This is a genomic window from Streptomyces sp. NPDC014891, from assembly GCF_043081085.1.
GTDB lineage: Bacteria > Actinomycetota > Actinomycetes > Streptomycetales > Streptomycetaceae > Streptomyces.
Window position 1 is genome coordinate 114,175 of the sequence record NZ_JBIBWF010000014.1, and the last position, 23,513, is coordinate 137,687.

Annotated in this window: 17 protein-coding genes; 12 read left to right on the plus strand and 5 right to left on the minus strand. The window is 71.8% G+C overall.

Annotated features, from left to right (window positions below; all coding sequences use genetic code 11):
• Positions 1-92: 92 nt before the first annotated feature.
• The 5 genes from ACF09E_RS32190 (at position 93) to ACF09E_RS32210 (ending at position 6,851) form a co-directional block, all read left to right on the plus strand.
• Positions 93-929, plus strand: coding sequence for an NUDIX domain-containing protein (locus ACF09E_RS32190; protein ID WP_392209312.1), 837 nt, complete (start codon positions 93-95; stop codon positions 927-929).
• 121 nt (positions 930-1,050) lie between these two features.
• A complete protein-coding gene (locus tag ACF09E_RS32195) occupies positions 1,051-2,886 on the plus strand; it encodes an ATP-binding cassette domain-containing protein (RefSeq protein ID WP_392209314.1) in 1,836 nt (611 codons plus the stop codon).
• A gap of 160 nt (positions 2,887-3,046) precedes the next feature.
• Positions 3,047-3,934, plus strand: a complete 888-nt coding sequence (locus ACF09E_RS32200) for a FadR/GntR family transcriptional regulator (RefSeq protein WP_392209315.1) — start codon at positions 3,047-3,049, stop codon at positions 3,932-3,934.
• 380 nt (positions 3,935-4,314) lie between these two features.
• Positions 4,315-5,862, plus strand: coding sequence for an RNA polymerase sigma factor (locus tag ACF09E_RS32205; RefSeq protein ID WP_392209317.1), 1,548 nt, complete (start codon positions 4,315-4,317; stop codon positions 5,860-5,862).
• Between the two features lie 170 nt (positions 5,863-6,032).
• On the plus strand, positions 6,033-6,851 hold the full coding sequence (locus tag ACF09E_RS32210; protein WP_392209319.1) for a S1 family serine peptidase: 819 nt from the start codon (positions 6,033-6,035) through the stop codon (positions 6,849-6,851).
• Positions 6,852-6,965: 114 nt separating this feature from the next.
• On the opposite strand, the gene ACF09E_RS32215 is transcribed toward ACF09E_RS32210, so the two are convergent.
• Entirely contained in the window at positions 6,966-7,196 is a 231-nt protein-coding gene (locus ACF09E_RS32215) for a hypothetical protein (RefSeq protein ID WP_015036683.1), read from the minus strand.
• A gap of 432 nt (positions 7,197-7,628) precedes the next feature.
• Here ACF09E_RS32215 and ACF09E_RS32220 point away from each other — a divergent pair, with 432 nt between their 5' ends.
• The 4 genes from ACF09E_RS32220 to ACF09E_RS32235 all read left to right on the plus strand — a co-directional run bounded on the left by ACF09E_RS32220 (position 7,629) and on the right by ACF09E_RS32235 (position 12,214).
• Positions 7,629-9,746: a DNA topoisomerase IV subunit B gene (locus ACF09E_RS32220; RefSeq protein WP_361846409.1), complete on the plus strand. Its 2,118-nt coding sequence runs from the start codon at positions 7,629-7,631 to the stop codon at positions 9,744-9,746.
• Positions 9,747-9,758: 12 nt separating this feature from the next.
• Positions 9,759-10,040 (plus strand): response regulator transcription factor, encoded by a 282-nt coding sequence (locus ACF09E_RS32225; RefSeq protein WP_392209321.1) that lies wholly within the window; start codon positions 9,759-9,761, stop codon positions 10,038-10,040.
• Between the two features lie 99 nt (positions 10,041-10,139).
• A complete protein-coding gene (locus tag ACF09E_RS32230; RefSeq protein WP_392209323.1) occupies positions 10,140-10,625 on the plus strand; it encodes a DUF485 domain-containing protein in 486 nt (161 codons plus the stop codon).
• Complete coding sequence (locus ACF09E_RS32235; RefSeq protein WP_392209325.1) at positions 10,622-12,214, plus strand: cation acetate symporter; 1,593 nt, start codon at positions 10,622-10,624, stop codon at positions 12,212-12,214. Before ACF09E_RS32230 ends, ACF09E_RS32235 begins: the two co-directional genes overlap by 4 nt.
• Positions 12,215-12,316: 102 nt before the next feature.
• Here ACF09E_RS32235 and ACF09E_RS32240 read toward each other — a convergent pair whose 3' ends face one another.
• Positions 12,317-13,006, minus strand: coding sequence for a response regulator (locus ACF09E_RS32240; RefSeq protein ID WP_392209327.1), 690 nt, complete (start codon positions 13,004-13,006; stop codon positions 12,317-12,319).
• On the minus strand, positions 13,003-14,724 hold the full coding sequence (locus tag ACF09E_RS32245; protein WP_392209329.1) for an ATP-binding protein: 1,722 nt from the start codon (positions 14,722-14,724) through the stop codon (positions 13,003-13,005). Before ACF09E_RS32245 ends, ACF09E_RS32240 begins: the two co-directional genes overlap by 4 nt.
• Before the next feature lie 121 nt (positions 14,725-14,845).
• Here ACF09E_RS32245 and ACF09E_RS32250 point away from each other — a divergent pair, with 121 nt between their 5' ends.
• Positions 14,846-15,925, plus strand: a complete 1,080-nt coding sequence (locus ACF09E_RS32250; RefSeq protein WP_392209331.1) for a CobW family GTP-binding protein — start codon at positions 14,846-14,848, stop codon at positions 15,923-15,925.
• 28 nt (positions 15,926-15,953) lie between these two features.
• Here ACF09E_RS32250 and ACF09E_RS32255 read toward each other — a convergent pair whose 3' ends face one another.
• Positions 15,954-17,792, minus strand: a complete 1,839-nt coding sequence (locus ACF09E_RS32255) for a DUF262 domain-containing protein (RefSeq protein WP_392209333.1) — start codon at positions 17,790-17,792, stop codon at positions 15,954-15,956.
• Positions 17,793-18,020: 228 nt separating this feature from the next.
• Positions 18,021-20,480, minus strand: coding sequence for a DNA topoisomerase (ATP-hydrolyzing) subunit A (locus ACF09E_RS32260; protein WP_392209335.1), 2,460 nt, complete (start codon positions 20,478-20,480; stop codon positions 18,021-18,023).
• Positions 20,481-20,661: 181 nt separating this feature from the next.
• Here ACF09E_RS32260 and ACF09E_RS32265 point away from each other — a divergent pair, with 181 nt between their 5' ends.
• Both ACF09E_RS32265 and ACF09E_RS32270 read left to right on the plus strand, forming a co-directional pair.
• A complete protein-coding gene (locus ACF09E_RS32265; protein ID WP_361846389.1) occupies positions 20,662-22,008 on the plus strand; it encodes a pitrilysin family protein in 1,347 nt (448 codons plus the stop codon).
• A gap of 26 nt (positions 22,009-22,034) precedes the next feature.
• On the plus strand, positions 22,035-23,402 hold the full coding sequence (locus tag ACF09E_RS32270; RefSeq protein ID WP_392209483.1) for a M16 family metallopeptidase: 1,368 nt from the start codon (positions 22,035-22,037) through the stop codon (positions 23,400-23,402).
• Positions 23,403-23,513: the final 111 nt, after the last annotated feature.

The window sequence follows — 23,513 nt, forward strand, 5'->3', positions numbered from 1 at the left end:
ACACGACGGAAGCCTCGCGCGAAGGTGCGGGAGTCGCCGCCGATGCTTCCGAGGGGCGTGCTTATCGTCAGGAAGACGACTATGATCGCGGCATGCCTCCCTACGACCCGTCGGCCTTTCCGCCGTTCGCCGTGACCGTCGATCTGGTCGTACTCACCGTGCGCCGCCACGCGCTCTGCACACTGGTCGTGCGGCGGGGGGAAGCGCCGTACAAGGGGCGTTGGGCGCTGCCCGGCGGCTTCGTGCGCGAGGACGAGGACCTCGGCGGCGCCGCCGCGCGAGAGCTGGTCGAGGAGACGGGTCTCTGCGCCCACGACCCGGCCGCCCCGCCACCGGTGCCGAGCAACGGCGCGCACCTGGAGCAGCTGGCGACCTACGGGGCGCCCGATCGGGACCCGCGCATGCGGGTGGTGAGCGTCGCGCATCTGGCGCTCGCCCCCGACCTTCCCGCCCCGCGGGCCGGCGGCGACGCGAACAGCGCCCGCTGGGCCCCCGTCGAGGAGCTGCTCGGCGAGGAACTGCTCGCCGGCGCGGCGGACGCGTCCACGGCGCTCCGGAGTGCCGACGACGAGGCCTCCGGAGATGCCGGAGGCGACGAGAAGGAAGGCGGTCCGGTCGCGCTCGCCTTCGACCACGCCCGGATCCTCGCCGACGGGGTCGAGCGGGCCCGGTCCAAGATCGAGTACTCGTCCCTGGCCACGGCCTTCTGCCCGCCCGAGTTCACCGTAGGCGAGCTGCGACGGGTCTACGAGGCCGTCTGGGGCGTCGCACTGGACCCGCGCAACTTCCACCGGAAGGTGACCGGCACGCCCGGCTTCCTCGTGCCGGCCGGCGGCACGACGACCCGTCAGGGCGGGCGCCCGGCCCAGCTCTTCAGGGCAGGTGGGGCCACTCTCCTCAACCCGCCGATGCTGCGCCCCGAGGTCTGACGGACCGGTGTCCCCGGCGCCCTCCGCGCCAACCCTGCGTGGAAAGTCCGAAATGTAGCGTTATCTTGCTGCGGTAGCGCCGCCCTGCCGCGGAGCGGTGTCACCTACCGCGAGAGAAGCGATGCTCCAGGCCATCGGACTGACCAGCACTCCCCGCCAAGACCGTCCGCCCGCGGTGGACGATCTGACCTTCGAGGCCCGGCCGGGTGCCGTGACCGCTCTTCTCGGCTCCGCGGGCTCGGGCAAGACCACCGCGCTCCGGCTCATGCTCGAACTCGAGCCGGGGCGCGGGACCACCTACTTCCGTGGGCGGCCGCTCCACCGCATCGCCCAGCCGCAGCGTGAGGTCGGCGTCCTGCTCGGCGACATCCCCGGCCACCCCTCCCGCACCCTCCGGGGCCAGTTGCGCATGCTCTGCGCCGCCACCGGGGTTCCCGCCTCGCGGGCCGAGGAGCTCACCCGAGCCGTCGGCCTCGACGGACTGGAGCGGCGCCGGATCGGCACCCTTCCGATCGGCGCCGATCGTCGACTCGGCCTCGCCTCGGCTCTGTTGGGCGACCCGCACACGCTGCTGCTTGACGAGCCCGGCGCCGGCCTCTCCGCGGCCGAGTGCGGCCGGCTGCACGAGTTCCTGCGGGCGCACGCGGACGGCGGCGGAACCGTGCTCTACACCACGGCGGACCCCAAGGACGCCGTCCGCAACGCCGACCGCGTCGTCACGCTGCACGCCGGGCGGCTCGTCGGCGACCAGGACGTGACCGAGTTCGCCCGTACCCGGCTGCGCCCCCGGGTCTCCGTCCGCACCCCGCAGGCCGCCCGGCTCGCCGCGGTGGTGACCCAGGAGGCCCGGGCCGCCCGGCGCCCCGTCGAGGTCGTCGCGGAGGACGGGAACCGGTTGTCCGTCTACGGGAGCGACTGCGCGGCCGTCGGCGACACGGCGTTCCGGCACGGCGTCCCGATCCACCGGCTCGCGGCCGAGACCGGCGACTCCGGTGCCCCGGCCGGCAGCGGTCGGGCCGCACCGCGCACCGCGCCGGGAGGCGGTCGTCCGGAGCCCGGCGGCTCGAGCCGCGGGGCCGGGACCGCCGACCCCGCATCGGCCGACGTGTCGCCTCGCGGTGCTGTCTCCCGCGACGCATCCCGCGACATCGGGGCGGGGGAGCCGGGCGTGGCCCGCCGGCCCGCCCGCTCCCCCCTGCGACCGCTGCGGTACGAGATCCACCGGCTGCTGGGCGTGCCGTCCACCCCGCTCGTCCTGGCCGCCGTCCTGCTCGTCTCGGTGACGCTCGCCCTGCTCCTCGGGCGAGGCGGGCGGGCCGCGCTGCCCGCGGTGCTGGCCGGCTGGCCCGCCCTCTCGCCGCTGCCGCCGGCGGCGCTCGGCGCCGGACTGCTCGGGGCCTTCTCCTTCGGCGAGGAGTACCGCTACCCGGCGCTCACCACGGGCCGGGGAGCCGTCCCGCGCAGGCCCGGTCTGCTGCTGGCGAAACTGGCCGTGGCGGCGGTCGTGGCGCTGCTGCTCGGCGTGGCCGTCGTCGTGGTGGATCTGGAGGTCCTGCGGTTCGTCTACGGCGGCGAGTTGATCGCCGTACCAAGGAACTGGCCGACTCTTGCGGCGAGTTGGCTGGGACTCATGGTCGGCTGCGCCTGGGCGGGCGTGCTGGGCGCCGGGGTGTTCCGGGCGGCGGCGGCCGGGGTCGCGGCGGTGCTCGCGGTGCCGGTCGCGTTCGTCCCGCTGATGCAGCTGGTGCTGACGGGGCCGTCGGTGCGGTCGGCCGCCGGACTTCCCGCGCGACTGCGGGAGTTCGCCGGACCGCAGTGGTCCCCCGCGGCGGACCGCTGGCTGGCAGGAGGGCTGAGGGTGCTCGGACAGCCCTCGGGGGTGGCCCTCTCCCTGACGTTGACAGGGTTGCTCTGCGCCTATGTGTTCACCGGCCTTCGCCGGAAGGCGCGTTGGTGATCACTTGCGGACCGAAAGCTTCCGGATCGCGGTCAACTCCCCCGGAAACTGACCGATATGTCCGATTCATCGTCAATTGTGTAGAGGTCGCCGATCACCCTTTCGTGTGCTTTTCACCAAAGACCTCAAGGGCCACGGAGGCAACGCCGACAAAGGATGCGTGAGTACCCTTGCGCACACCATGATGACCGCCGCCCGCTCCGTCGACTCCGGCCTCGGCGCCCCGGGCGATCTCGACCGCTACTCCTACGCGGAGGCGCCCGGCGCCGGCCGCGTGGGCCCGCCCTCCTGGGAGGGGGTGGACACCGACCTGGGCCGGGTCGGCCGCAGGAGCGCCGGCAACCGGGGCCGAGGCCTGCACGGGCAGCTCGTCCAGCAGCTCGGCCAGATGATCGTCTCCGGCGACCTCGGCGCCGACCGTCCGCTGGTCCCCGAGGAGATCGGCCAGCGGTTCGAGGTCTCGCGCACCGTCGTCCGCGAGTCGCTGCGCGTGCTCGAGGCCAAGGGGCTCGTGAGCGCCCGCCCGAACGTCGGCACCCGCGTCCGGCCCGTCAGCGACTGGAACCTCCTCGACCCCGACATCATCGAGTGGCGGGCCTTCGGCCCCCAGCGGGACGACCAGCGCCGCGAGCTCAACGAGCTGCGCTGGACGATCGAGCCCCTGGCCGCCCGCCTCGCCGCGGGGCACGGCCGCGAGGACGTCCAGCAGCGCCTCTCCGACATGGTCGAGATCATGGGCCACGCGTTCGCCCAGGGTGACGGCATCACGTTCTCGCGCGCCGACACCGAGTTCCACTCGCTCCTCATCCAGCTCGCCGGGAACCGCATGCTGGAGCACCTCTCCGGCATCGTCGGCGCGGCGCTCCAGGTGTCCGGCGGCCCCGCCACGGGCTGTGACCGCCCGAGCGAGGCCTGCCTCGCGCACCACGCCCGGATCGTGGACGCGCTGGCCGCGGGTGACGCCCTCGCCGCGGAGACGGCCATGCGGGCGCTGCTCACGGTCCACCCCGAGGTGGAGCGAGTCGTCCCCGCCCCCCGCGAACACTGACCCGCGGGCCGTGGCCGGGAGCGCGCAGGCGCGGACATCGCGTGCCGCCGGGTCCGAGCGGCGTCCGGGGAGCCCGGCAGGGCCTCCCCGGGCGGTGCCAGGATTCCGGCGGTGTGAATGTACGCTGATATACCCCTCTGCGTTGATGTGTCGCACATGAGGTGTGACTCGGGCCACGAAGATTGGGCGTAACACTCCTCCGAGCCGTGCGATGACCTAAGAGGTGACAGCCGAGGAAGGAATACAGCAGCCGATGGAGGCGCTGTGCAGTTCCCCGGTCCAGCCCGCGCCGTCGGCACATTCCCCGTCGACGGTCGTCGGCTCCAGCCCGATCCCGGGCGGGGCCGGAAGCCGTTTTCCATCGTTCCGAGAGGTTGTTCGTGTCGGCCAGCACATCCCGTACGCTCCCGCCGGAGATCGCCGAGTCCGAGTCTGTGATGGCGCTCATCGAGCGGGGAAAGGCTGATGGGCAGATCGCCGGCGATGACGTGCGTCGGGCCTTCGAGGCTGACCAGATTCCGCCAACCCAGTGGAAGAATGTTCTGCGCAGCCTCAATCAGATCCTCGAGGAAGAGGGTGTGACGCTGATGGTCAGTGCAGCGGAGTCGCCGAAGCGCGCCCGCAAGAGCGTCGCCGCGAAGAGCCCGGCCAAGCGCACCGCCACCAAGACCGTCACCGCCAGGACGACCGTCACGAAGACGACCGTCACGGCCGCCGCGGCGGCCTCCGCGGCGGAGGGCGCCGACCCGGCCGACGAGGCCGGATCCGCCCCTAAGGCGGCCGCGAAGAAGACCGTCGCCAAGAAGGCGGTGGCCAAGAAGACCGTCGCCAAGAAGGCCACGGCCAAGAAGGCCGCGTCCAAGAAGGACGCCGACGAAGCCGTCGAGGGCGAAGAGCTGCTCGAGGACGTCGCGGCCGGCAAGGGCGAGGAAGAGGAGCCGGAGGGCGAGAGCAAGGGCTTCGTCCTGTCCGACGAGGACGAGGACGACGCTCCGGCGCAGCAGGTCGCCGTCGCCGGTGCCACCGCCGACCCGGTCAAGGACTACCTGAAGCAGATCGGCAAGGTCCCGCTTCTCAACGCCGAGCAGGAGGTCGAGCTCGCGAAGCGGATCGAGGCCGGCCTGTTCGCCGAGGACAAGCTCGCGAACTCGGACAAGCTCGCGCCGAAGCTCAAGCGCGAGCTGGAGATCATCGCCGAGGACGGCCGCCGGGCCAAGAACCACCTCCTGGAGGCCAACCTCCGTCTGGTGGTCTCGCTGGCCAAGCGGTACACCGGCCGCGGCATGCTCTTCCTGGACCTGATCCAGGAAGGCAACCTGGGTCTCATCCGCGCGGTCGAGAAGTTCGACTACACCAAGGGCTACAAGTTCTCCACGTACGCCACCTGGTGGATCCGTCAGGCGATCACCCGCGCCATGGCCGACCAGGCCCGCACCATCCGTATCCCGGTGCACATGGTCGAGGTCATCAACAAGCTCGCGCGCGTGCAGCGTCAGATGCTCCAGGACCTGGGCCGTGAGCCCACCCCGGAGGAGCTGGCCAAGGAGCTCGACATGACCCCCGAGAAGGTCATCGAGGTCCAGAAGTACGGCCGCGAGCCGATCTCCCTCCACACCCCGCTGGGTGAGGACGGCGACAGCGAGTTCGGCGACCTGATCGAGGACTCCGAGGCGGTCGTCCCGGCCGACGCGGTGAGCTTCACGCTCCTCCAGGAGCAGCTGCACTCGGTGCTCGACACGCTCTCCGAGCGTGAGGCGGGCGTCGTCTCGATGCGCTTCGGCCTCACCGACGGTCAGCCGAAGACGCTGGACGAGATCGGCAAGGTCTACGGCGTGACCCGTGAGCGGATCCGCCAGATCGAGTCCAAGACCATGTCGAAGCTGCGTCACCCGTCGCGCTCGCAGGTGCTGCGCGACTACCTCGACTGATCCGTACCTCGGCAGGTCCGTGAGGGTGACGGACACGAGGCCGGAGCGGTACGCGGAAGGGCCCGGTTCCCCCCAGGGGAGCCGGGCCCTCCGGCTGTCCGCGGGGTGCACGGCGGCGCCGCGTGCTGGACGCTGGGTGAACGAACATCACCGGAGAGTCAGGAGGCTCCATGCGTGGTTCTCTCAGCCGAGCAGTGACGGGTGCTGTGGGCCTGATCGCGGCGGTGGCGGGGCAACTGGCCACCGCCGTCCCCGCGGCCGCCGACAGCGTCGTGGTGGGCGGTCAGCCGGCCCAGATCACGGACGCGCCGTGGGTGGTGGCGCTGTCCAGCCGTGACCGGTTCGGAGGTACGCGCGCGGGGCAGTTCTGCGGCGGCGTGCTCGTGGCGCCGAACAAGGTGCTCACGGCGGCCCACTGCCTGGGGCGCGAGGTCCTCGGCGGCGAGCCGTGGGAGGTGCGCGACTTCGTGGTCATCGCGGGGCGTGCCTCGCTGCGCGGGCAGGGCGGGCAGGAGGTGCGGATCTCGGACACCTGGGTCAACCCCGACTACGACCCGACGACGAACTCGGGCGATCTCGCGGTGCTGACGCTCGTGAGCCCGCTGCCGCAGTCGTACGTGGTCGGCGTCGCCCGGGCGGGGGACGCGGCGTACGCGCCCGGTACGGAGGCGGACGTCTACGGCTGGGGCGACACGACGGGCAGCGGGACCTATGCCTCCGCGCTGCGCACGGCGCGGGTGCAGGTGCTTCCGGACAGCTCGTGCGAGCGGGCCTACCCGGGCGGCTTCGGCGTCTCCTACCGGAGCGACACGATGCTGTGCGCGGGCGATCCGCAGGGCGGCAAGGACGCGTGCCAGGGGGACAGCGGCGGTCCCCTCGTGGCGAAGGGGGTGCTCGTCGGCCTGGTCTCCTGGGGCAGCGGCTGCGGGCAGGCGGAGAACCCCGGGGTCTACACCCGGGTCTCGGCGGTCCTGCCGGAGAGCTTCTGATCCACAGCGGACAGTGGCGGTACGAGAACGGGCGGCCACCCCCCTCGACTTACGGGGGTGGCCGCCCGCCGTCCGGTCAGTGGCCGGATCTGGGCTCGTCGTGGATGCGAGGCGTCAGTGGTCGTCGCCCTGGGTGCGGGCCGGCACGTCCGTCAGGCGGTCCGTCTCATCCTGTATCTCAACGGCGATCTTCTTGAGTTCCGGCTCGAACTTGCGACCGTGGTGGGCGCAGAAGAGCAAGTCACCTCCGCTGGTCAGGACGACACGCAGGTAGGCCTGGGCGCCGCAGCGGTCGCAACGGTCAGCGGCCGTCAGGGGGCTCGCGGGGGTCAGAACAGTAGTCACGTCGCCTCTTCTCTAGCTCGACGAGCTGTCGTACCAGGGTCAACATCCAACCAGGCCGAAAACGTTCCCGCTCGCGGCTTTTCCTTCAAACTTCTTCGCAGGTGGCTGTCTGCTGCCGGTTGGCGGCGAATGAGCCGTATTGCGTCGCTCTACGGATTTCGCGTTGCTTGTGTAGGTCAGTCCTCCCGGCGTGGTTGCCGGTTGTTGATGAGGACGTGCCCGGAGCCTAAATGGTTCATGCCTGGAAGGGAACGTGATGTTCGCGTCACCCCTTCGAGGGATCGAACATCCATACGAGGCTGGACTAGCATGAGGAATCGGGGAGGGTGGCGTGACAACGGCTCTACCAGGCATCGGTACCCTCTGACCGGTGACCGACGCCGGGCCTTACCCCACCGGGCCAGATTTCAAATTCAGCGAGGAGCGAACCGCGTGACCGCCGAAACGTCCGTGCCGTCCAGTGCGCTGCTGACCGCAGACCGTGACGCTTCCAACTACACCGCGCGGCACCTGCTCGTACTGGAAGGGCTCGAAGCGGTCCGCAAGCGCCCCGGCATGTACATCGGGTCCACCGACAGCCGTGGCCTGATGCACTGCATCTGGGAGATCATCGACAACTCCGTCGACGAGGCCCTCGGGGGCTACTGCGACCACATCGAGGTGATCCTCCACGAGGACGGCTCCGTCGAGGTCCAGGACAACGGCCGGGGCATCCCGGTCGACGTCGAGCCGAAGACCGGACTCTCCGGGGTCGAGGTCGTCATGACCAAGCTGCACGCCGGCGGAAAGTTCGGAGGCGGCTCCTACGCCGCCTCCGGCGGTCTGCACGGCGTCGGCGCCTCCGTGGTCAACGCCCTGTCGGCCCGCCTCGACGTCGAGGTCGACCGGAACAGCGCCACGCACGCGATCAGCTTCCGCCGGGGCGTCCCCGGCATCTTCACGGAGCAGGGCCCCGACAGCCCCTTCGACCCGGGCAACGGCCTGCGCAAGGGCAAGCGCGTCCCCAAGACCCGCACCGGCACGCGCGTGCGCTACTGGGCCGACCGGCAGATCTTCCTCAAGGACGCCAAGCTCTCCCTGGAGACGCTGCACCAGCGCGCCCGGCAGACCGCCTTCCTCGTGCCCGGCCTCACCATCGTGGTCCGCGACGAGCGGGACCTGGCGGGGGTCGGCAAGAGCGAGGAGACGTTCCGCTTCGACGGCGGGATCAGCGAGTTCTGCGAGTACCTCGCCCAGGACAAGGCCGTCTGCGACATCCAGCGGCTCACCGGACAGGGCACCTTCAAGGAGACCGTCCCCGTCCTCGACGAGCGCGGCCACATGACCCCCACCGAGGTCACCCGCGAGCTCGCCGTGGACGTCGCCCTCCGCTGGGGCACCGGCTACGACAGCACGGTCAAGTCCTTCGTCAACATCATCGCCACGCCCAAGGGCGGCACCCACGTCTCCGGCTTCGAGCAGGCCGTCACCAAGACGGTGAACGAGGTGCTGCGCTCGGCGAAGATGCTCCGTGTCGCCGAGGACGACATCGTCAAGGACGACGCCCTGGAGGGCCTGACGGCCGTCGTGACGGTCCGGCTCGCCGAGCCGCAGTTCGAGGGCCAGACCAAGGAGATCCTCGGTACGTCCGCGGCGCGGCGGATCGTGGCGAACGTGGTCGCCAAGGAGCTCAAGGCCTTCCTGACCTCGACCAAGCGGGACGCCAAGGCGCAGGCCCGCGCCGTCCTCGACAAGGCCGTCGCGGCCGCCCGCACCCGCATCGCCGCGCGCCAGCACAAGGAGGCGCAGCGCCGGAAGACCGCGCTGGAGTCCTCCTCACTGCCGGCGAAGCTGGCCGACTGCCGCAGCGACGACGTGGAGCGCAGCGAGCTCTTCATCGTCGAGGGCGACTCGGCCCTCGGTACGGCCAAGCTCGCCCGGAACAGCGAGTTCCAGGCCCTGCTGCCGATCCGCGGCAAGATCCTCAACGTCCAGAAGTCGTCCGTCTCGGACATGCTGAAGAACGCCGAGTGCGGAGCGATCATCCAGGTCATAGGAGCGGGCTCGGGTCGTACCTTCGACATCGACGCGGCCCGCTACGGGAAGATCGTGCTCTTGGTCGACGCCGACGTCGACGGCGCCCACATCCGCTGCCTGCTGCTGACGCTCTTCCAGCGCTACATGCGGCCGATGGTGGAGGCCGGGCGGGTCTTCGCCGCCGTGCCGCCGCTGCACCGGATCGAGCTCGTCCAGCCCAAGAAGGGCCAGGACAAGTACGTCTACACGTACTCGGACAACGAGCTGCGCCAGACCCTGCTGGAGTACCAGCGCAAGGGAGTCCGCTACAAGGACTCCATCCAGCGCTACAAGGGCCTGGGCGAGATGGACGCCGACCAGCTCGCGGAGACCACGATGGACCCGCGCCACCGCACCCTCCGCCGGATCAACATCGGCGACCTGGACGCGGCGGAGCAGGTCTTCGACCTCCTCATGGGCAACGACGTGGCGCCCCGCAAGGAGTTCATCACCGGCTCGGCGGCGACCCTCGACCGCTCGCGCATCGACGCCTGAGACGCTCCACCCGTGGGTGGCGCCGCACGCGCCACCCACGGGCCGATCCACACGACCCTCGACCACCGGACCGCGGCGTCGCCGGGGCCGCCTCCGGGCGTCGATGGCGTGGGGTCCGCCCGGGACAGCGGCGAGGCCGTCGCCCTGACCGCCGAACCCGCGCCCGACGTGGTCCTCATGGACCTGCGGATGCCGCACCTGTTCGCCAAGACCGGGGTGCGGGACCGGACGCAGGCCGTGCGGTACGCATATCAGCACGGTCTGGTCAGGCCACCTGGGAGGAGAGTCACCTGATGGGGTGAAGAGCAGGAGGAGAAGAGTCCGGGATCTTCCCGCTCTGTCCATCCTTGGGCACGCGGCCGAAACGGTTCGCTCGACAAGGAGAGTTGGTCGGTGGAGCAGGTGGACAAGCAGGAGGGGCTCGACGCTTCGGCGGTGCCCTTCGGGGACCCCTGGTACGGCGCGACGGCCGACGGCCGCGGCGAGCACGCGGGGGACGCAGCCCCCGGTGACGGCCCAGGCGACGCGGTGCCTCGGCAGCGGGTCCACAGCGCGGCGGAGATCTATCTGGAAGTGCAGCGGAGCCCCGCCTTCCAGGAAGTGCGCAGCCGCTACCGCAGGTTCGTCTTCCCGGCCGCCCTCGCCTTCCTCCTCTGGTACCTCGCCTACGTGGTGGCGGCGACCGCCGCTCCCGGGCTCATGGCGCGCCCGGTGGCCGGGGCGGTGAACGTGGCGATGGTGGCGGGCCTCGGGCAGTTCCTCACCACCTTCCTGCTGACCTGGGCGTACGCGCGCCACGCGCGGCTGCGGAGGGACCGGGCCGCGCTCGACCTGCGCTGGGAGACCCAGGAGATGACCCGAGGGGCGGGGCGGCCGTGAACGCGAACCACCAGACCCTGGCGCTGGTGCTGTTCAGCGTCTTCATCGCGGTCACCCTCGGCATCACCACCTGGGTGAGCCGCAACCGGCGGGGCTCGGCGGAGGAGTTCTACGCCGGGGGCAGGCTCTTCTCGCCGCTGGAGAACGGGTTCGCCATCGCGGGCGACTACATGTCCGCGGCCTCGTTCCTCGGCATCTCCGGACTGATCGCTCTCTACGGTTACGACGGCATGCTGTACTCCGTCGGATTCCTCGTCGCCTGGCTGGTCGTGCTGCTGCTCGTGGCCGAACTGGTCCGCAACTGCGGACGGTTCACCCTCGCCGACGTCGTCGCCGCGCGGATGGCCGAGCGCCCGGTGCGGATCGCCGCCGGCACCTCCTCGGTGGCCGTCTCCGTGCTGTACCTGGTGGCCCAGATGGTGGGGGCCGGAAGCCTGGTCGCACTGCTGCTGGGCGGGAGCAGCGAGGCGGCGCGCTCCTGGACGGTCATCGGCGTCGGCGCCCTGATGGTGATCTACGTGTCGCTCGGCGGCATGCGGGCCACCACCTGGATCCAGATCGTCAAGGCCGTCCTGCTCATGGCGGGCACGATCACGCTCACGGTGCTCGTCCTGCTGCGCTTCCACGGCGACGTGAACAGCCTGCTCTCCACGGCGGCCGAACGCAGCGGCCACGGCATGGACTTCCTCGCGCCGGGGCTCCGGTACGGGGGCGACTGGACGGCCCGCCTCGACTTCATCAGCCTCGGACTCGCCCTCGTCCTGGGCACGGCGGGGTTGCCCCACATCCTGTCGCGCTTCTACACCGTGCCGACCGCCCGGGCCGCCCGGCGCTCGGTCGTCTGGTCCATCGGGCTCATCGGCAGCTTCTACCTGATGACCATCGTGCTGGGCTTCGGCGCCGCCGCCCTGATCGGGCCCGACGAGGTCCGGGCCTCCAACGCCTCGGGGAACACCGCCGTACCGCTGCTCGCCCTCGACCTCGGCGGTGGCGCGGGTTCCACCGGCGGCACCGTGCTCTTCGCGATCGTCGCCGCCGTCGCCTTCGCGACCATCCTCGCCGTCGTCGCGGGGATCACCCTCGCCTCCTCCGCCTCCGTGGCGCACGACCTGTACGCCTCGCTGCGGCGCAGGCACGCGAAGCAGTACAGCGAGGTGTCCGTGGCCCGGGTCGCCGCCGCGGTGATCGGCGCCGCAGCGATCGGCCTGGGGCTGCTGGCCCGCGACCTCAACGTGGCCTTCCTCGTCGGCCTCGCCTTCGCGGTCGCGGCCTCCGCGAATCTGCCGGTGCTGCTGTACTCGCTGTTCTGGCGGCGCTTCACGACCAGGGGAGCCGTCTGGTCGGTGTACGGCGGCCTGATTCCGGCGGTGCTGCTCGTCCTCGTCTCACCGGTGGTCTCCGGCAGTCCGGAGTCGCTGTTCCCCGGTGTCGACTTCCACCTCTTCCCGCTGCAGAACCCGGGAGCGGTCTCCATCCCGCTGGGCTTCCTGGCCGGCTGGATCGGGACGGTGACGTCGCCCGAGCCGTCCGACGAGGCGCGTCACGCCGAGACCGAGGTCCGGTCGCTGACGGGCGCCGGAGCCGCCTGACGGCCCGCGGAGCCGGGCCGCGACGCCGGGAGGACGGGGCGGCGCGCCACTGGCCGACGGCCCCATGGACGCCGCTGCTCCCGGCCGGCTGCCGGGGGCGGCTCAGCCGGGGGAGGTGGAAGCCGTCCAGGCGTAGCGGTGCTCGGGGCGGCCCGTCTCGCCGTACCGGAGCGAGAGGCGCACCCGGCCGGTACGTTCGAGGAGCTTGAGATAGCGCTGCGCGGTCTGGCGGCTGACGCCGGACCGCTCGGCGATCTCCTGGGCGGACAGCGGCCCACCGGCGGCGAGCAGCACCTGGCGGACCAGCTCGGCCGTGGTGGGGGAGTGCCCCTTGGGCAGGTCCGGGGCCACGGAGCCCGCCGACAGCACGCCGAAGATCCGGTCCACCTCGGCCTGCTCGGCCTCGCCGCCGCTCTCCAGGGTGCTGCGGAGTGTCGCGTACGCCTCCAGCTTGGCGCGCAGCCCGGCGAAGTTGAACGGCTTGACCAGGTACTGGAGGGCGCCGTGCCGCATCGCCGCCTGCACGGTGGCCACGTCACGGGCGGCCGTCACCATGATCACGTCGCACTGGTGGCCGCGCGCGCGGAGCTCCCGTACGGCGGCGAGACCGTTCTCGTCGGGCAGGTAGTGGTCCAGCAGGATCAGGTCCACCGGGTGGGCGTCCAGGGCGGCGAGCGCCTCGGCGGTGGAGTGGGCGGTGGCGGTGACGCGGAAGCCGGGCACCTTGGCGACGTAGGCGGCGTTGATGCGGGCGACCCGCGTGTCGTCGTCGACGACCAGGACGTCGATCACCGGGCCTCCTCCACGGCCTCCGGAAGCGGTCCCCGGGCGGCCGGGGCCTGCCCGGGCTCCGACTCCCGCTCTGGCGGGTCCGGGAGCGGCTCGGGCTCGTTCAGGGCGTCCGGGAGGACGACCGTGAACTCCGCACCGCCGTCGGGCCCGGCCGCGACCCGTGCCGTGCCGCCCCGGCGCTCGGCGAGCCGGCGCACGAGGGGCAGTCCGAGGCCGCGCTTCCCGTGCGACGGAGGCTCCTTCGTCGACCAGCCCTCGGTGAAGATCAGCTCCCGGCGCTCCTCGGGGACCCCGGGACCGCTGTCCGTCACCCGCAGCAGGACCGTGTGCCCCTTGGTGCGGAACGAGACGTCGATGCGGGCGTCGGGGGTGCCGGCGACGGCGTCCAGGGCGTTGTCGACGAGGTTGCCGGCGACCGTGACCAGCTCGCGCGGGTCGACGAGCCGGTCCGGCAGCAGGGAGTCGGGGGCGAGGCGCAGCGAGGCGCCCCGCTCGGCGGCGACCGTGGCCTTGCCGACCAGCAGGGCCGCCAGGAGCGGGTCGTGGATCTTCTCCGTGACCTGCTCGGCGGTGGCCCGGTGCACCCCGACGACCTCCGTGACGTACTCGACCGCCTCCTCGTGCATCTCCAGTTCCAGCAGCCCCAGGAGGGTGTGCATGCGGTTGGCGTGCTCGTGGTCCTGGGCCCGCAGGGCGTCGATCAGGCCCCGGGTGGAGTCGAGCTCGCGCCCGAGCCGCTCCAGCTCGGTGCGGTCGCGGAGGGTCGCCACGGCGCCGCCGTCGTGCGTCGGCATCCGGTTGGCGATGAGCACCCGGTGCCCGCGGACGGTGAGCAGGTCCTCGCCGGTCACCCGGCCCGCCAGGACGTCGGCGGTGCGGCCCCGCCCGAGCACCTCGTCCAGCGGCCGCCCGGCGGCCTCGGGGCCCAGCCCCAGGAGGCGCTGGGCCTCGTCGTTCATCAGCCGGACGGATCCGGTGCGGTCCAGGGCCACGACCCCCTCGCGGATGCCGTGCAGCATGGCCTCGCGTTCGGCGAGCAGCGCGGAGATGTCGGAGAAGGCCAGGTCGTGGGTCTGCCGCTGAAGGCGCCGGGAGATCAGATAGGCGGCCAGGGCGCCGGCGGCGAGCGCGCCGCCCGCGTAGGCGAGGAGCCCCGGGATCGCCCCGAGGAGCCGGTCGCGGACGCTGTCGTACTCGATGCCGACGGAGACCGCGCCGACGATCCGGCCGTCCGCGTCCCGCAGCGGCGTCTTGCCGCGCGCCGAGCGGCCCAGGGTCCCGCTGTCGATCTCCATCACCGCCCGCCCGGCGAGCACGTCGGTGGGATCGGTGGAGACGCGCCTGCCGATCGCGGCCGGGTCGGTGTGGGACCAGCGCACCCCGCGGGTGTCCATGACGACCACGTACTCCGCGCCCGTCGAGGCCCGGATGCGCTCCGCCTCCGCCTGCACCGGCCCCCGGGCCGACGGCTCGCTGCCGGTGAGGTCCGCCGCCAGCCCGGGCGACGCCGTCGTCCCCGCGATGGCCAGGGCGCGCCGCATCGCCTGGTCGTCGAGCTGGGCGCTGAGAGGGGCCAGGAACAGCCCGGTGGCGAGCACCGTCACACCGGTCGCGATGGCCAGCTGCATCAGCAGGACCTGCGAGAACACCCGCCGCGGCCAGTCGAACCGCCGACGGCGCGCACGCGGGCGCGGGGGGCTGGTCTCTGCGGGGCTCATGCCGGAAACGGTAAGGGGGCGCGCCCCGGGAGCGGAAATGGCGCCGGCCCGGGTGTCCGTGCGGAAACCTATTCTGGGGATCCCACAGCCGTGGGACCCGACGGAACCGGAGGCACGTCCCTTGACCACGCAGCAGATCCCCGTCGTCGTCCTGGCCGGGTTCCTCGGGGCCGGGAAGACCACACTCCTCAACCACCTGCTGCGCAGCTCCCGGGGGACCCGCATCGGCGTCATGGTCAACGACTTCGGCGACATCGGCATCGACGCCATGAGGATCGCCGGCCAGGTCGGCTCCACCGTCTCCCTCGGCAACGGCTGCCTGTGCTGCGCCGTCGACGCGAGCGAGCTCGACGAGTACCTGGAGGTCCTCACCCGCCCCGAGTCGCGGCTGGACGTGATCGTGATCGAGGCGAGCGGCCTCGCCGAGCCGCAGGAACTCGTCCGAATGGTTCTGGCCAGCGAGAACGAGCGGATCGTGTACGGGGGCCTCGTGCAGGTCGTCGACGCGGCCGAGTTCTCCGCCACCCGGGAGCGGCACCCCGAGACCGACCGGCACCTGCCGATCGCCGACCTCGTGGTCGTGAACAAGACCGACCGGGTCTCCGCGGCCGAGCTGCGCGCCGTCCACGAGACGGTGGGCGGCCTCGCCGGGAAGGCCGTCGTCGTCGACGCCACCCACGGGCGGATCGACCCGGAACTGCTCTTCGACCGGGTCGCCCCCGAGGGGGAGATCGAAGGGCAGATGTCGATCGAGGACATCCTGTACGGCGACGGCGACGGCGACGGCGACGGCGAGGACGTGGGCGAGGGCGATCCGCACGTCCACCCGCACGCGTCGTACGAGACGGTCTCCCTGACCGCCGCGACGCCGCTCGACCCGCGCCGGCTGATGGCGTTCCTGGACGCGCGGCCCGAGGGCCTCTACCGGATCAAGGGCTTCGTCGACTTCGGTGCCGCCGACCCGGACAACCGCTACGCCGTGCACGCCGTGGGCCGCTTCCTGCGCTTCTACCCCGAGCGGTGGCCCGCGGACGAGGAGCGGCTCACCCAGCTCGTCCTGATCGGCTCCGGAGTCGACGCCGAAGGCCTGCGCAAGGAACTGGCGGAGTGCGAGCGCACCGGGCCGCAGGACGCCCCCGACGAGCACGGCATGTGGGGCGTCCTGCGGTACGTGCAGCAGACGGAGGAGGAGCCGGTCTGACCGGACCGCCGCGCGCGGCGCACGAGGCTCAGTAGGCCTCCGCGAGCTCCCCGGAATCCGCCTCGTCGTGCACGGGGCCGTCCGCACCGTCGTCCACGATGACCTTGCCCATCTCGGAGGACACCTGGGCCAGCAGGGCGGCCTTCCGGGCGGCGAAGAAGGCGTGGAAGTCGTCGAGCGCCATGAGTTCCGGCGCGACGAGGTGGGACCGGATGTGCCCGTGCACCACCTCCGGCGCCGACTCCGCGCTCTTGGCGAGCTTCACCAGGTAGTCGGAGGGCGCGTTGCCCCCGATGATCCGGTTCGTACGGGCGGTCAGGGGCGTCTTGTTGACGATGGAGTTGTAGCGCCCGGGGTCCTTGCCCGCCTCCTCGCACCACACCTTGGGGAAGATGTGGTGGATGTCGATCGACTCGTCGAAGTAGCCGGTGATCTCCGCCTTCTCACCGGTGCGCCAGTCCATGGCACCGGCCTTGAGCAGCAGTGCGTAGATGCCCTTGTACGCGGCGCTGTTGCGGGTCCGGAGCGTCAGCAGCCGACTGGGCGCGAACTCCGCGGCCGCGATCGTGCGGGGTTCCCCCGAGGTGCCCCTGATCCACCCCACGACATCCGGCAGGTCGTGGCTGAACCGGGTCTCGGTCGAGCCGCCGTACAGCTCGCCGAAGACCCCGCACCAGTACCAGCGGGCGAGCTTGTGCTGGGCCCCGGCGCTCTGCGCGTCCTCGCCCGCGAGGGCCAGGATCGCCGCGAGCGGGATGAGCTGGGTGCCGTACGGCAGGAACCTGGTGTCGAAGACGAACTGCTGGTGCAGGAACTTCGCCGCCTGCTTGAACCCCTGGACGACCAGCGGCGCGAAGCGCTGGTACTCGTCGAGGCGCAGCTCCAGCATGTCCTTGCGCTTGCAGCCGATGCGGGGAAGACGCTCCTCCGCCACGCCGCTCGCCTCTGCGTCGTCGCGCCGGGCGGCCGTGGCGAGCAGGGTCACCGACTGGAGGAAGTCGGTGTTCGACACGTCCTTGATGATCCGGTACTCCGGGGCCTGCCAGGACGCCCTGACCTCCTTCTCCCAGTGCCGCCTCAGGTCGAACTCGTCCGCGGCGAAGGTGGCGGTGAGGAGCTCGAAGACGGTGAGGGAGACGCCACCGGTGTTGACGTTCTCGAAGACCTGGCACACGGCCTGACGGGCCGTGTTCTTGCCGAGGGAGATGACGGGCACCTGGTAGCGGTCGAAGTTCCTGACGAAGACCTCCTCGAACCGTCCCCAGGCGCGCAGGCTCTCCTTGTCCCGGTCCCACCAGTACTCCTCGAAGCCCCTCCGCCAGTCGTACGGGTCGAGGACGGCGCTCAGCGGGAAGAGCTGGGCCTCGAACTCCTTCTCGCGGGTCGAGTAGTCGTGGAGCACCTCGCCGCGGAAGTTCTTGACGAGCTTGTCCTCCGGCAGGAAGCGGATCGCGTCCTCGCGGTCGGTCTGTCCGTCCAGGACCGCGCGCATGTCGACGTAGAACCAGCCGGTCACCCGGTGCTTGCGCAGGTCCTGGGTCACCACCGGCTTCCCGAGCTTGATCGACTGGAAGAGCGAGGTGAGACGCTGCTGGCCGTCGAGGACGAGGGTCTCCGGCTCCGTGCCCGGGGGCGGTTCCGCGCCCTCGATCGGCCGGTGCTTGAACCGGACGTCCCCGCCGGACTGCAGGGTCATGACCGTCCCGACCGGGAAGCCCTGCGACACGGACGCGAGCAGCGCGGTGATGTTCGGATGCGGCCACACCCAGCCCCGCTGGAACTCGGGGAGCTGCGCTCTTCCCTCCGCGACCTGCCGGAGCAGATCGCGGAGCGGGCGCTTGTCGATGCTGAATGCTTCGTCCGTCAACGCGGCCATCCTTCTCTCGGGCGTCAGACGTGCCGGAGCAGCCCCCCGGCCGGTCACCGGGCCGAGGCTACCCGGAGGCCGGGAGGCCCGTCCGGTGGTCCCGGGAGACGAGAGGCCCGTTCGATGAGGCCCGAGGGGGTGCGGTCCGTGCTCCTCGGACGGACGACAAGAGACCCCGGGCGCGCGGCCGTTCGCCGTGCGTGCGGGGTCTCTCGGCGGTCGGGGCGGTCAGGAGGCCGGGCCGGCCACCACGTCCACCGGGTGGGGGAGCGGGGTGCCCGAGCCGTCGCGGCGGGGGTCGACGGACGGGAGGTCCACCGGGGTGCCGGTCTTCCGGGCGGCGCGGGCCGGGGTGGTGCCCGCCCAGGCCAGGATCAGGACGTCCTCGCCCTTCAGGAAGCGCTGGCAGCGGACGCCGCCGGTCGCGCGGCCCTTGCGCGGGTACTGGTCGAAGGGCGTCAGCTTCGCCGAGGTGCCCGCCGAGGAGTCGAGCGTGCCCGTGGAGCCCGCGACGGTGAACACGACCGCGTCGGCCGCCGGGTCGACGGCCGTGAACGAGATCACGTCGGCCCCGTCCGCCAGCTTGACGCCCGCCATGCCGCCGGCCGGACGGCCCTGGGGCCGGACCTGCGCGGCCGGGTAGCGCAGGAGCTGGGCGTCGGAGGTGATGAAGACCAGGTCCTCCTCGCCGGTCCGCAGTTCCGTCGCGCCGACGATCCGGTCGCCGTCCTTGAGGGTGATGACCTCCAGCTCGTCCTTGTTCGCCGGATAGTCCGGCACCACGCGCTTCACCACGCCCTGGAGCGTGCCGAGGGCGAGCCCGGGGGAGCCCTCGTCGAGGGTGGTCAGGCAGACCACGGTCTCGTCGGCCTCCAGGGAGAGGAACTCGGAGAGCGGCGCGCCGCCGGCCAGGTTCGGCGCCGATGCCGTGTCCGGGAGCTGCGGCAGGTCGATCACGGCGATCCGCAGCAGCCGGCCGGAGGAGGTCACCGCGCCGATGTCACCGCGCTGGGTGGCGGCCACCGACGACAGGACGACGTCGTGCTTGGCGCGCGCGGCGTCCGGGTCGACCGGCGGCAGCTCCGCCGTCGCCGTACGGGCGAGCAGTCCGGTCGAGGAGAGCAGCACGCGGCACGGGTCGTCCGCGACCTCGAGGGAGACGGCCGCGACGGGCGCGCCCGCCGACTCGAGCAGCACCGTGCGCCGGTCCGTGGCGAACTTCTTCGCGACCGCGGCCAGCTCCGCCGAGACCAGCTTCCGCAGCTCCGCGTCGGAGTCGAGGATCCCGGTCAGCTCGTCGATCTCGCCGTTGAGCCGGTTCTGCTCGGTCTCCAGCTCGATCCGGTCGAACTTGGTGAGGCGGCGCAGCGGGGTGTCGAGGATGTACTGGGTCTGGATCTCGCTGAGCGAGAAGCGCTCGATGAGGCGCTCCTTGGCCTGCGCCGAGTTCTCGCTCTCCCGGATCAGGCGGATGACCTCGTCGATGTCGAGCAGGGCGACGAGCAGGCCCTCGACGAGGTGGAGCCGGTCGCGCTTCTTGCCGCGGCGGAACTCGGAGCGGCGGCGGACCACCTCGAAGCGGTGGTCGAGGTAGACCTCCAGGAGCTCCTTGAGGCCGAGGGTCAGCGGCTGGCCGTCGACCAGTGCCACGTTGTTGATGCCGAAGGACTCCTCCATCGGCGTCAGCTTGTAGAGCTGCTCCAGGACCGCCTCGGGCACGAAGCCGTTCTTGATCTCGATGACCAGGCGCAGGCCGTGATTGCGGTCGGTCAGGTCCTTGACGTCCGCGATGCCCTGGAGCTTCTTGGAGCCGACGAGGTCCTTGATCTTGGAGATGACCTTCTCGGGGCCGACCGTGAACGGCAGCTCGGTCACGACGATGCCCTTGCGGCGGGCGGTGACCGTCTCGACGCTCGTCGTGGCGCGGATCTTGAACGAGCCGCGACCCGACTCGTACGCGTCCTTGATGCCGGCGAGGCCGACGATCCGGCCGCCGGTCGGCAGGTCGGGTCCGGGCACGAAGCGCATCAGCGTCTCGAGGTCGGCGCCCGGGTGGCGGATCAGGTGGCGGGCGGCCGCGACGACCTCGCCGAGGTTGTGCGGGGGCATGTTGGTCGCCATGCCGACGGCGATGCCCGAGGCGCCGTTGACCAGGAGGTTCGGGTAGGCGGCGGGCAGTGCCACCGGCTCCTGCTCCTGGCCGTCGTAGTTCGGCGAGAAGTCGACCGTGTCCTCGTCGATGGACTCCGTCATGAGCAGGGCGGCCGAGGCCATCCGCGACTCGGTGTACCGCATGGCGGCCGGCGGGTCGTCGTTGCCCAGGGAACCGAAGTTGCCGTGGCCGTCGACCAGGGGGAGGCGCATGGAGAAGGGCTGCGCCATGCGGACCATGGCGTCGTAGATCGAGGCGTCGCCGTGCGGGTGGAGCTTGCCCATCACCTCGCCGACGACCCGGGCGCACTTGACGAAGCCCCGGTCGGGCCGGAGCCCCATCTCGTTCATCTGGAAGACGATGCGCCGCTGGACGGGCTTCATGCCGTCGCGGGCGTCCGGCAGCGCACGCGAGTAGATCACCGAGTACGCGTACTCGAGGAAGGAGCCCTGCATCTCGTCGACGACGTCGATGTCGAGGATTCGCTCCTCGAACGCGTCGTCCGGCGGCGGTGTCTTCGTGCTGCGGCGGGCCATCGCGGCTGCGGCTCCTTCACCAACAAGGTTGATCTGACGCGGACCATTGTGGACCGTGCCACCGACAACGCCGACCGCGACCCGGAAGAGGGACATCTCCCGGGGTCGGGAACTTCGCCAGGTGTCGGCGCGCTTGCATACAGTGGCAGGACTTTTTCACATCGCGATCGAAGGGACGTACATGCCCATGGGTCACACGGCCACGGCCGAGGCCGGCTCCGGCGGCCTGACAGCGACCGAGCACCGGTTGGCGAACGGCCTGCGCGTGGTGCTCTCAGAGGACCACCTGACCCCGGTCGCCGCGGTCTGCCTCTGGTACGACGTCGGCTCGCGGCACGAGGTCCCGGGCCGCACGGGCCTCGCCCACCTCTTCGAGCACCTGATGTTCCAGGGCTCGAAGCAGGTCCACGGGAACGGGCACTTCGAGCTCGTGCAGGGGGCCGGCGGCTCGCTCAACGGCACGACGAGCTTCGAGCGCACCAACTACTTCGAGACCATGCCCACCCACCAGCTGGAGCTCGCGCTCTGGCTGGAGGCCGACCGCATGGGCTCGCTGCTCGCCGCCCTGGACGACGAGTCCATGGAGAACCAGCGGGACGTCGTCAAGAACGAGCGCCGCCAGCGCTACGACAACGTGCCGTACGGCACGGCCTTCGAGAAGCTGACCGCCCTGGCCTACCCGGAGGGGCACCCGTACCACCACACGCCGATCGGCTCGATGGCCGACCTGGACGCGGCGACCCTGGAGGACGCGCGGAACTTCTTCCGCACGTACTACGCCCCGAACAACGCGGTGCTGTCGGTCGTCGGGGACATCGACCCGGAGCGGACCCTCGCCTGGATCGAGAAGTACTTCGGCTCCATCCCCGGCCACGACGGCAAGCCCGCGCCCCGCTCGGGCGAGCTGCCCGAGGTCATCGGCGAGCAGCTGCGCGAGGTCGTCGAGGAGGAGGTGCCGGCGCGTGCGCTGATGGCCGCCTACCGGCTGCCGCACGACGGCACGCGCGCGTGCGACGCGGCCGACCTGGCCCTGACGGTCCTCGGCGGCGGCGAGTCCTCCCGGCTGCACAACCGCCTGGTCCGCCGCGACCGCACCGCCGTCGCCGCCGGCTTCGGCATGCTGCGGCTGGCCGGCGCGCCCTCGCTGGGCTGGCTGGACGTCAAGACCTCCGGCGGGGTCGAGGTCCCGCAGATCGAGGCGGCCGTCGACGAGGAGCTCGCCCGGTTCGCCGCCGAGGGCCCCACGCCCGAGGAGATGGAGCGCGCGCAGGCGCAGCTGGAGCGCGAGTGGCTCGACCGGCTCGGCACCGTCGCGGGCCGTGCCGACGAACTGTGCCGCTTCGCGGTGCTGTTCGGCGACCCGCAGCTCGCCCTGACGGCCGTCGACCGCGTCCTTGCGGTCACCGCCGAGGAGGTGCAGGCCGTCGCCGCGGCCACGCTGCGCCCCGACAACCGCGCGGTGCTGGTCTACGAGCCCGTGGCGACCGAACAGAGCGACAGCGACGAGGAAGAGGGGGCGGACCAGTGACCGACGCTGCCGCGTCTTTGACGAGCATGGACTTCCACCCGCAGCCGACGCCCGGCGACGCCCGGCCCTGGGCCTTCCCGGCCCCGGACCGCGGTGCCCTGGACAACGGTCTGACGTTGCTGACCTGCCACCGCCCCGGCCAGCAGGTGGTGGCCGTGGAGATCTTCCTGCCGGCCCCGCTGGACGCGGAGCCCGCCGGTCTCGACGGTGTGGCCACCATCATGGCCCGGGCCCTGTTCGAGGGCACGGACCAGCACAGCGCCGAGGAGTTCGCGGCCGAGCTGGAACGCTGCGGCGCCACGCTCGACGCGCACGCCGACCACCCGGGCGTCCGGGTCTCTCTGGAGGTTCCCGCCTCCCGGCTGTCCAAGGCGCTCGGTCTCGTCTCCGAGGCCCTGATCGCGCCGGCGTTCCTGGAGACCGAGGTCGAGCGCCTGGTGCGCAACCGCCTCGACGAGATCCCGCACGAGACGGCCAACCCGTCCCGCCGCGCCGCCAAGCAGCTCTCCAAGGAGCTGTTCCCGGCGGAGGCCCGGATCTCCCGGCCGCGCCAGGGCACCGAGGAGACCGTCGCGGCGATCGACGCCGCCGCGGTCCGCGCCTTCTACGAGGCGTACGTGCGTCCCGGCACGGCCACCGCCGTGGTCGTCGGCGACCTGACCGGTGTCGACCTGGACAAGGTCCTCGCCGAGACGCTCGGCGCGTGGTCCGGCGAGCCGGCCGAGCCGCTCCCGATGCCGCCGATCACCGCCGACGACACCGGACGGGTCGTCATCGTGGACCGCCCCGGCGCCGTCCAGACCCAGCTGCTGATCGGCCGGATCGGGCCCGACCGGCACGACAGCGTCTGGCCGGCCCAGGTCCTGGGCGCCTACTGCCTCGGCGGCACCCTCACCTCGCGGCTCGACCGGGTCCTGCGCGAGGAGAAGGGCTACACGTACGGGGTGCGCGCCTTCGGGCAGGTGCTCCGCTCGGACGGCCGGGGGAACGGCGCCTCGATGCTCGCCATCAGCGGTTCCGTCGACACGCCCAACACCGGTCCGGCTCTTGACGACCTGTGGAAGGTGCTGCGGACGCTGGCCGAGGAGGGCCTGACCGACGCAGAGCGGGAGACGGCCGTGCAGAACCTGGTGGGGGTCGCGCCGCTCAAGTACGAGACGGCCGCCTCCGTCGCCGCGACGCTCTCCGACCAGGTCGAGCAGCACCTCCCGGACGACTACCAGGCGCAGTTGTACGCCCGGCTGGCCGGGACGGGCACGGTCGAGGCGACCGCGGCCGTGGTCAGCGCGTTCCCCGTCGACCGTCTCGTCACCGTGCTCGTCGGCGACGCGTCGGAGATCGCGGAGCCGGTGCGGGCGCTCGGGATCGGCGAAGTGACCGTCGTGACCGGCTGATTCACGCGGTCCGCAGGACGGGGAGGACCCCGACGGCCCGGCCCGTCGGGGTCCTCCCCTTTGTCCGTATTGGGGCAAGGGTTGGCTTTTGCCTTGTGGCATGTCTTACAA

What these genes read in the sequence shown, in the direction of transcription:
- ACF09E_RS32195 (WP_392209314.1), top strand. Translation starts at nt 1,051, where the DNA reads ATGCTCCAGGCCATCGGACTGACCAGCACTCCCCGCCAAGACCGTCCG.
- ACF09E_RS32270 (WP_392209483.1), top strand. Translation starts at nt 22,035, where the DNA reads ATGGACTTCCACCCGCAGCCGACGCCCGGCGACGCCCGGCCCTGGGCC.
- ACF09E_RS32245 (WP_392209329.1), bottom strand. Translation starts at nt 14,724, where the DNA reads ATGAGCCCCGCAGAGACCAGCCCCCCGCGCCCGCGTGCGCGCCGTCGG.
- ACF09E_RS32265 (WP_361846389.1), top strand. Translation starts at nt 20,662, where the DNA reads ATGCCCATGGGTCACACGGCCACGGCCGAGGCCGGCTCCGGCGGCCTG.
- ACF09E_RS32190 (WP_392209312.1), top strand. Translation starts at nt 93, where the DNA reads ATGCCTCCCTACGACCCGTCGGCCTTTCCGCCGTTCGCCGTGACCGTC.
- ACF09E_RS32210 (WP_392209319.1), top strand. Translation starts at nt 6,033, where the DNA reads ATGCGTGGTTCTCTCAGCCGAGCAGTGACGGGTGCTGTGGGCCTGATC.
- ACF09E_RS32260 (WP_392209335.1), bottom strand. Translation starts at nt 20,480, where the DNA reads ATGGCCCGCCGCAGCACGAAGACACCGCCGCCGGACGACGCGTTCGAG.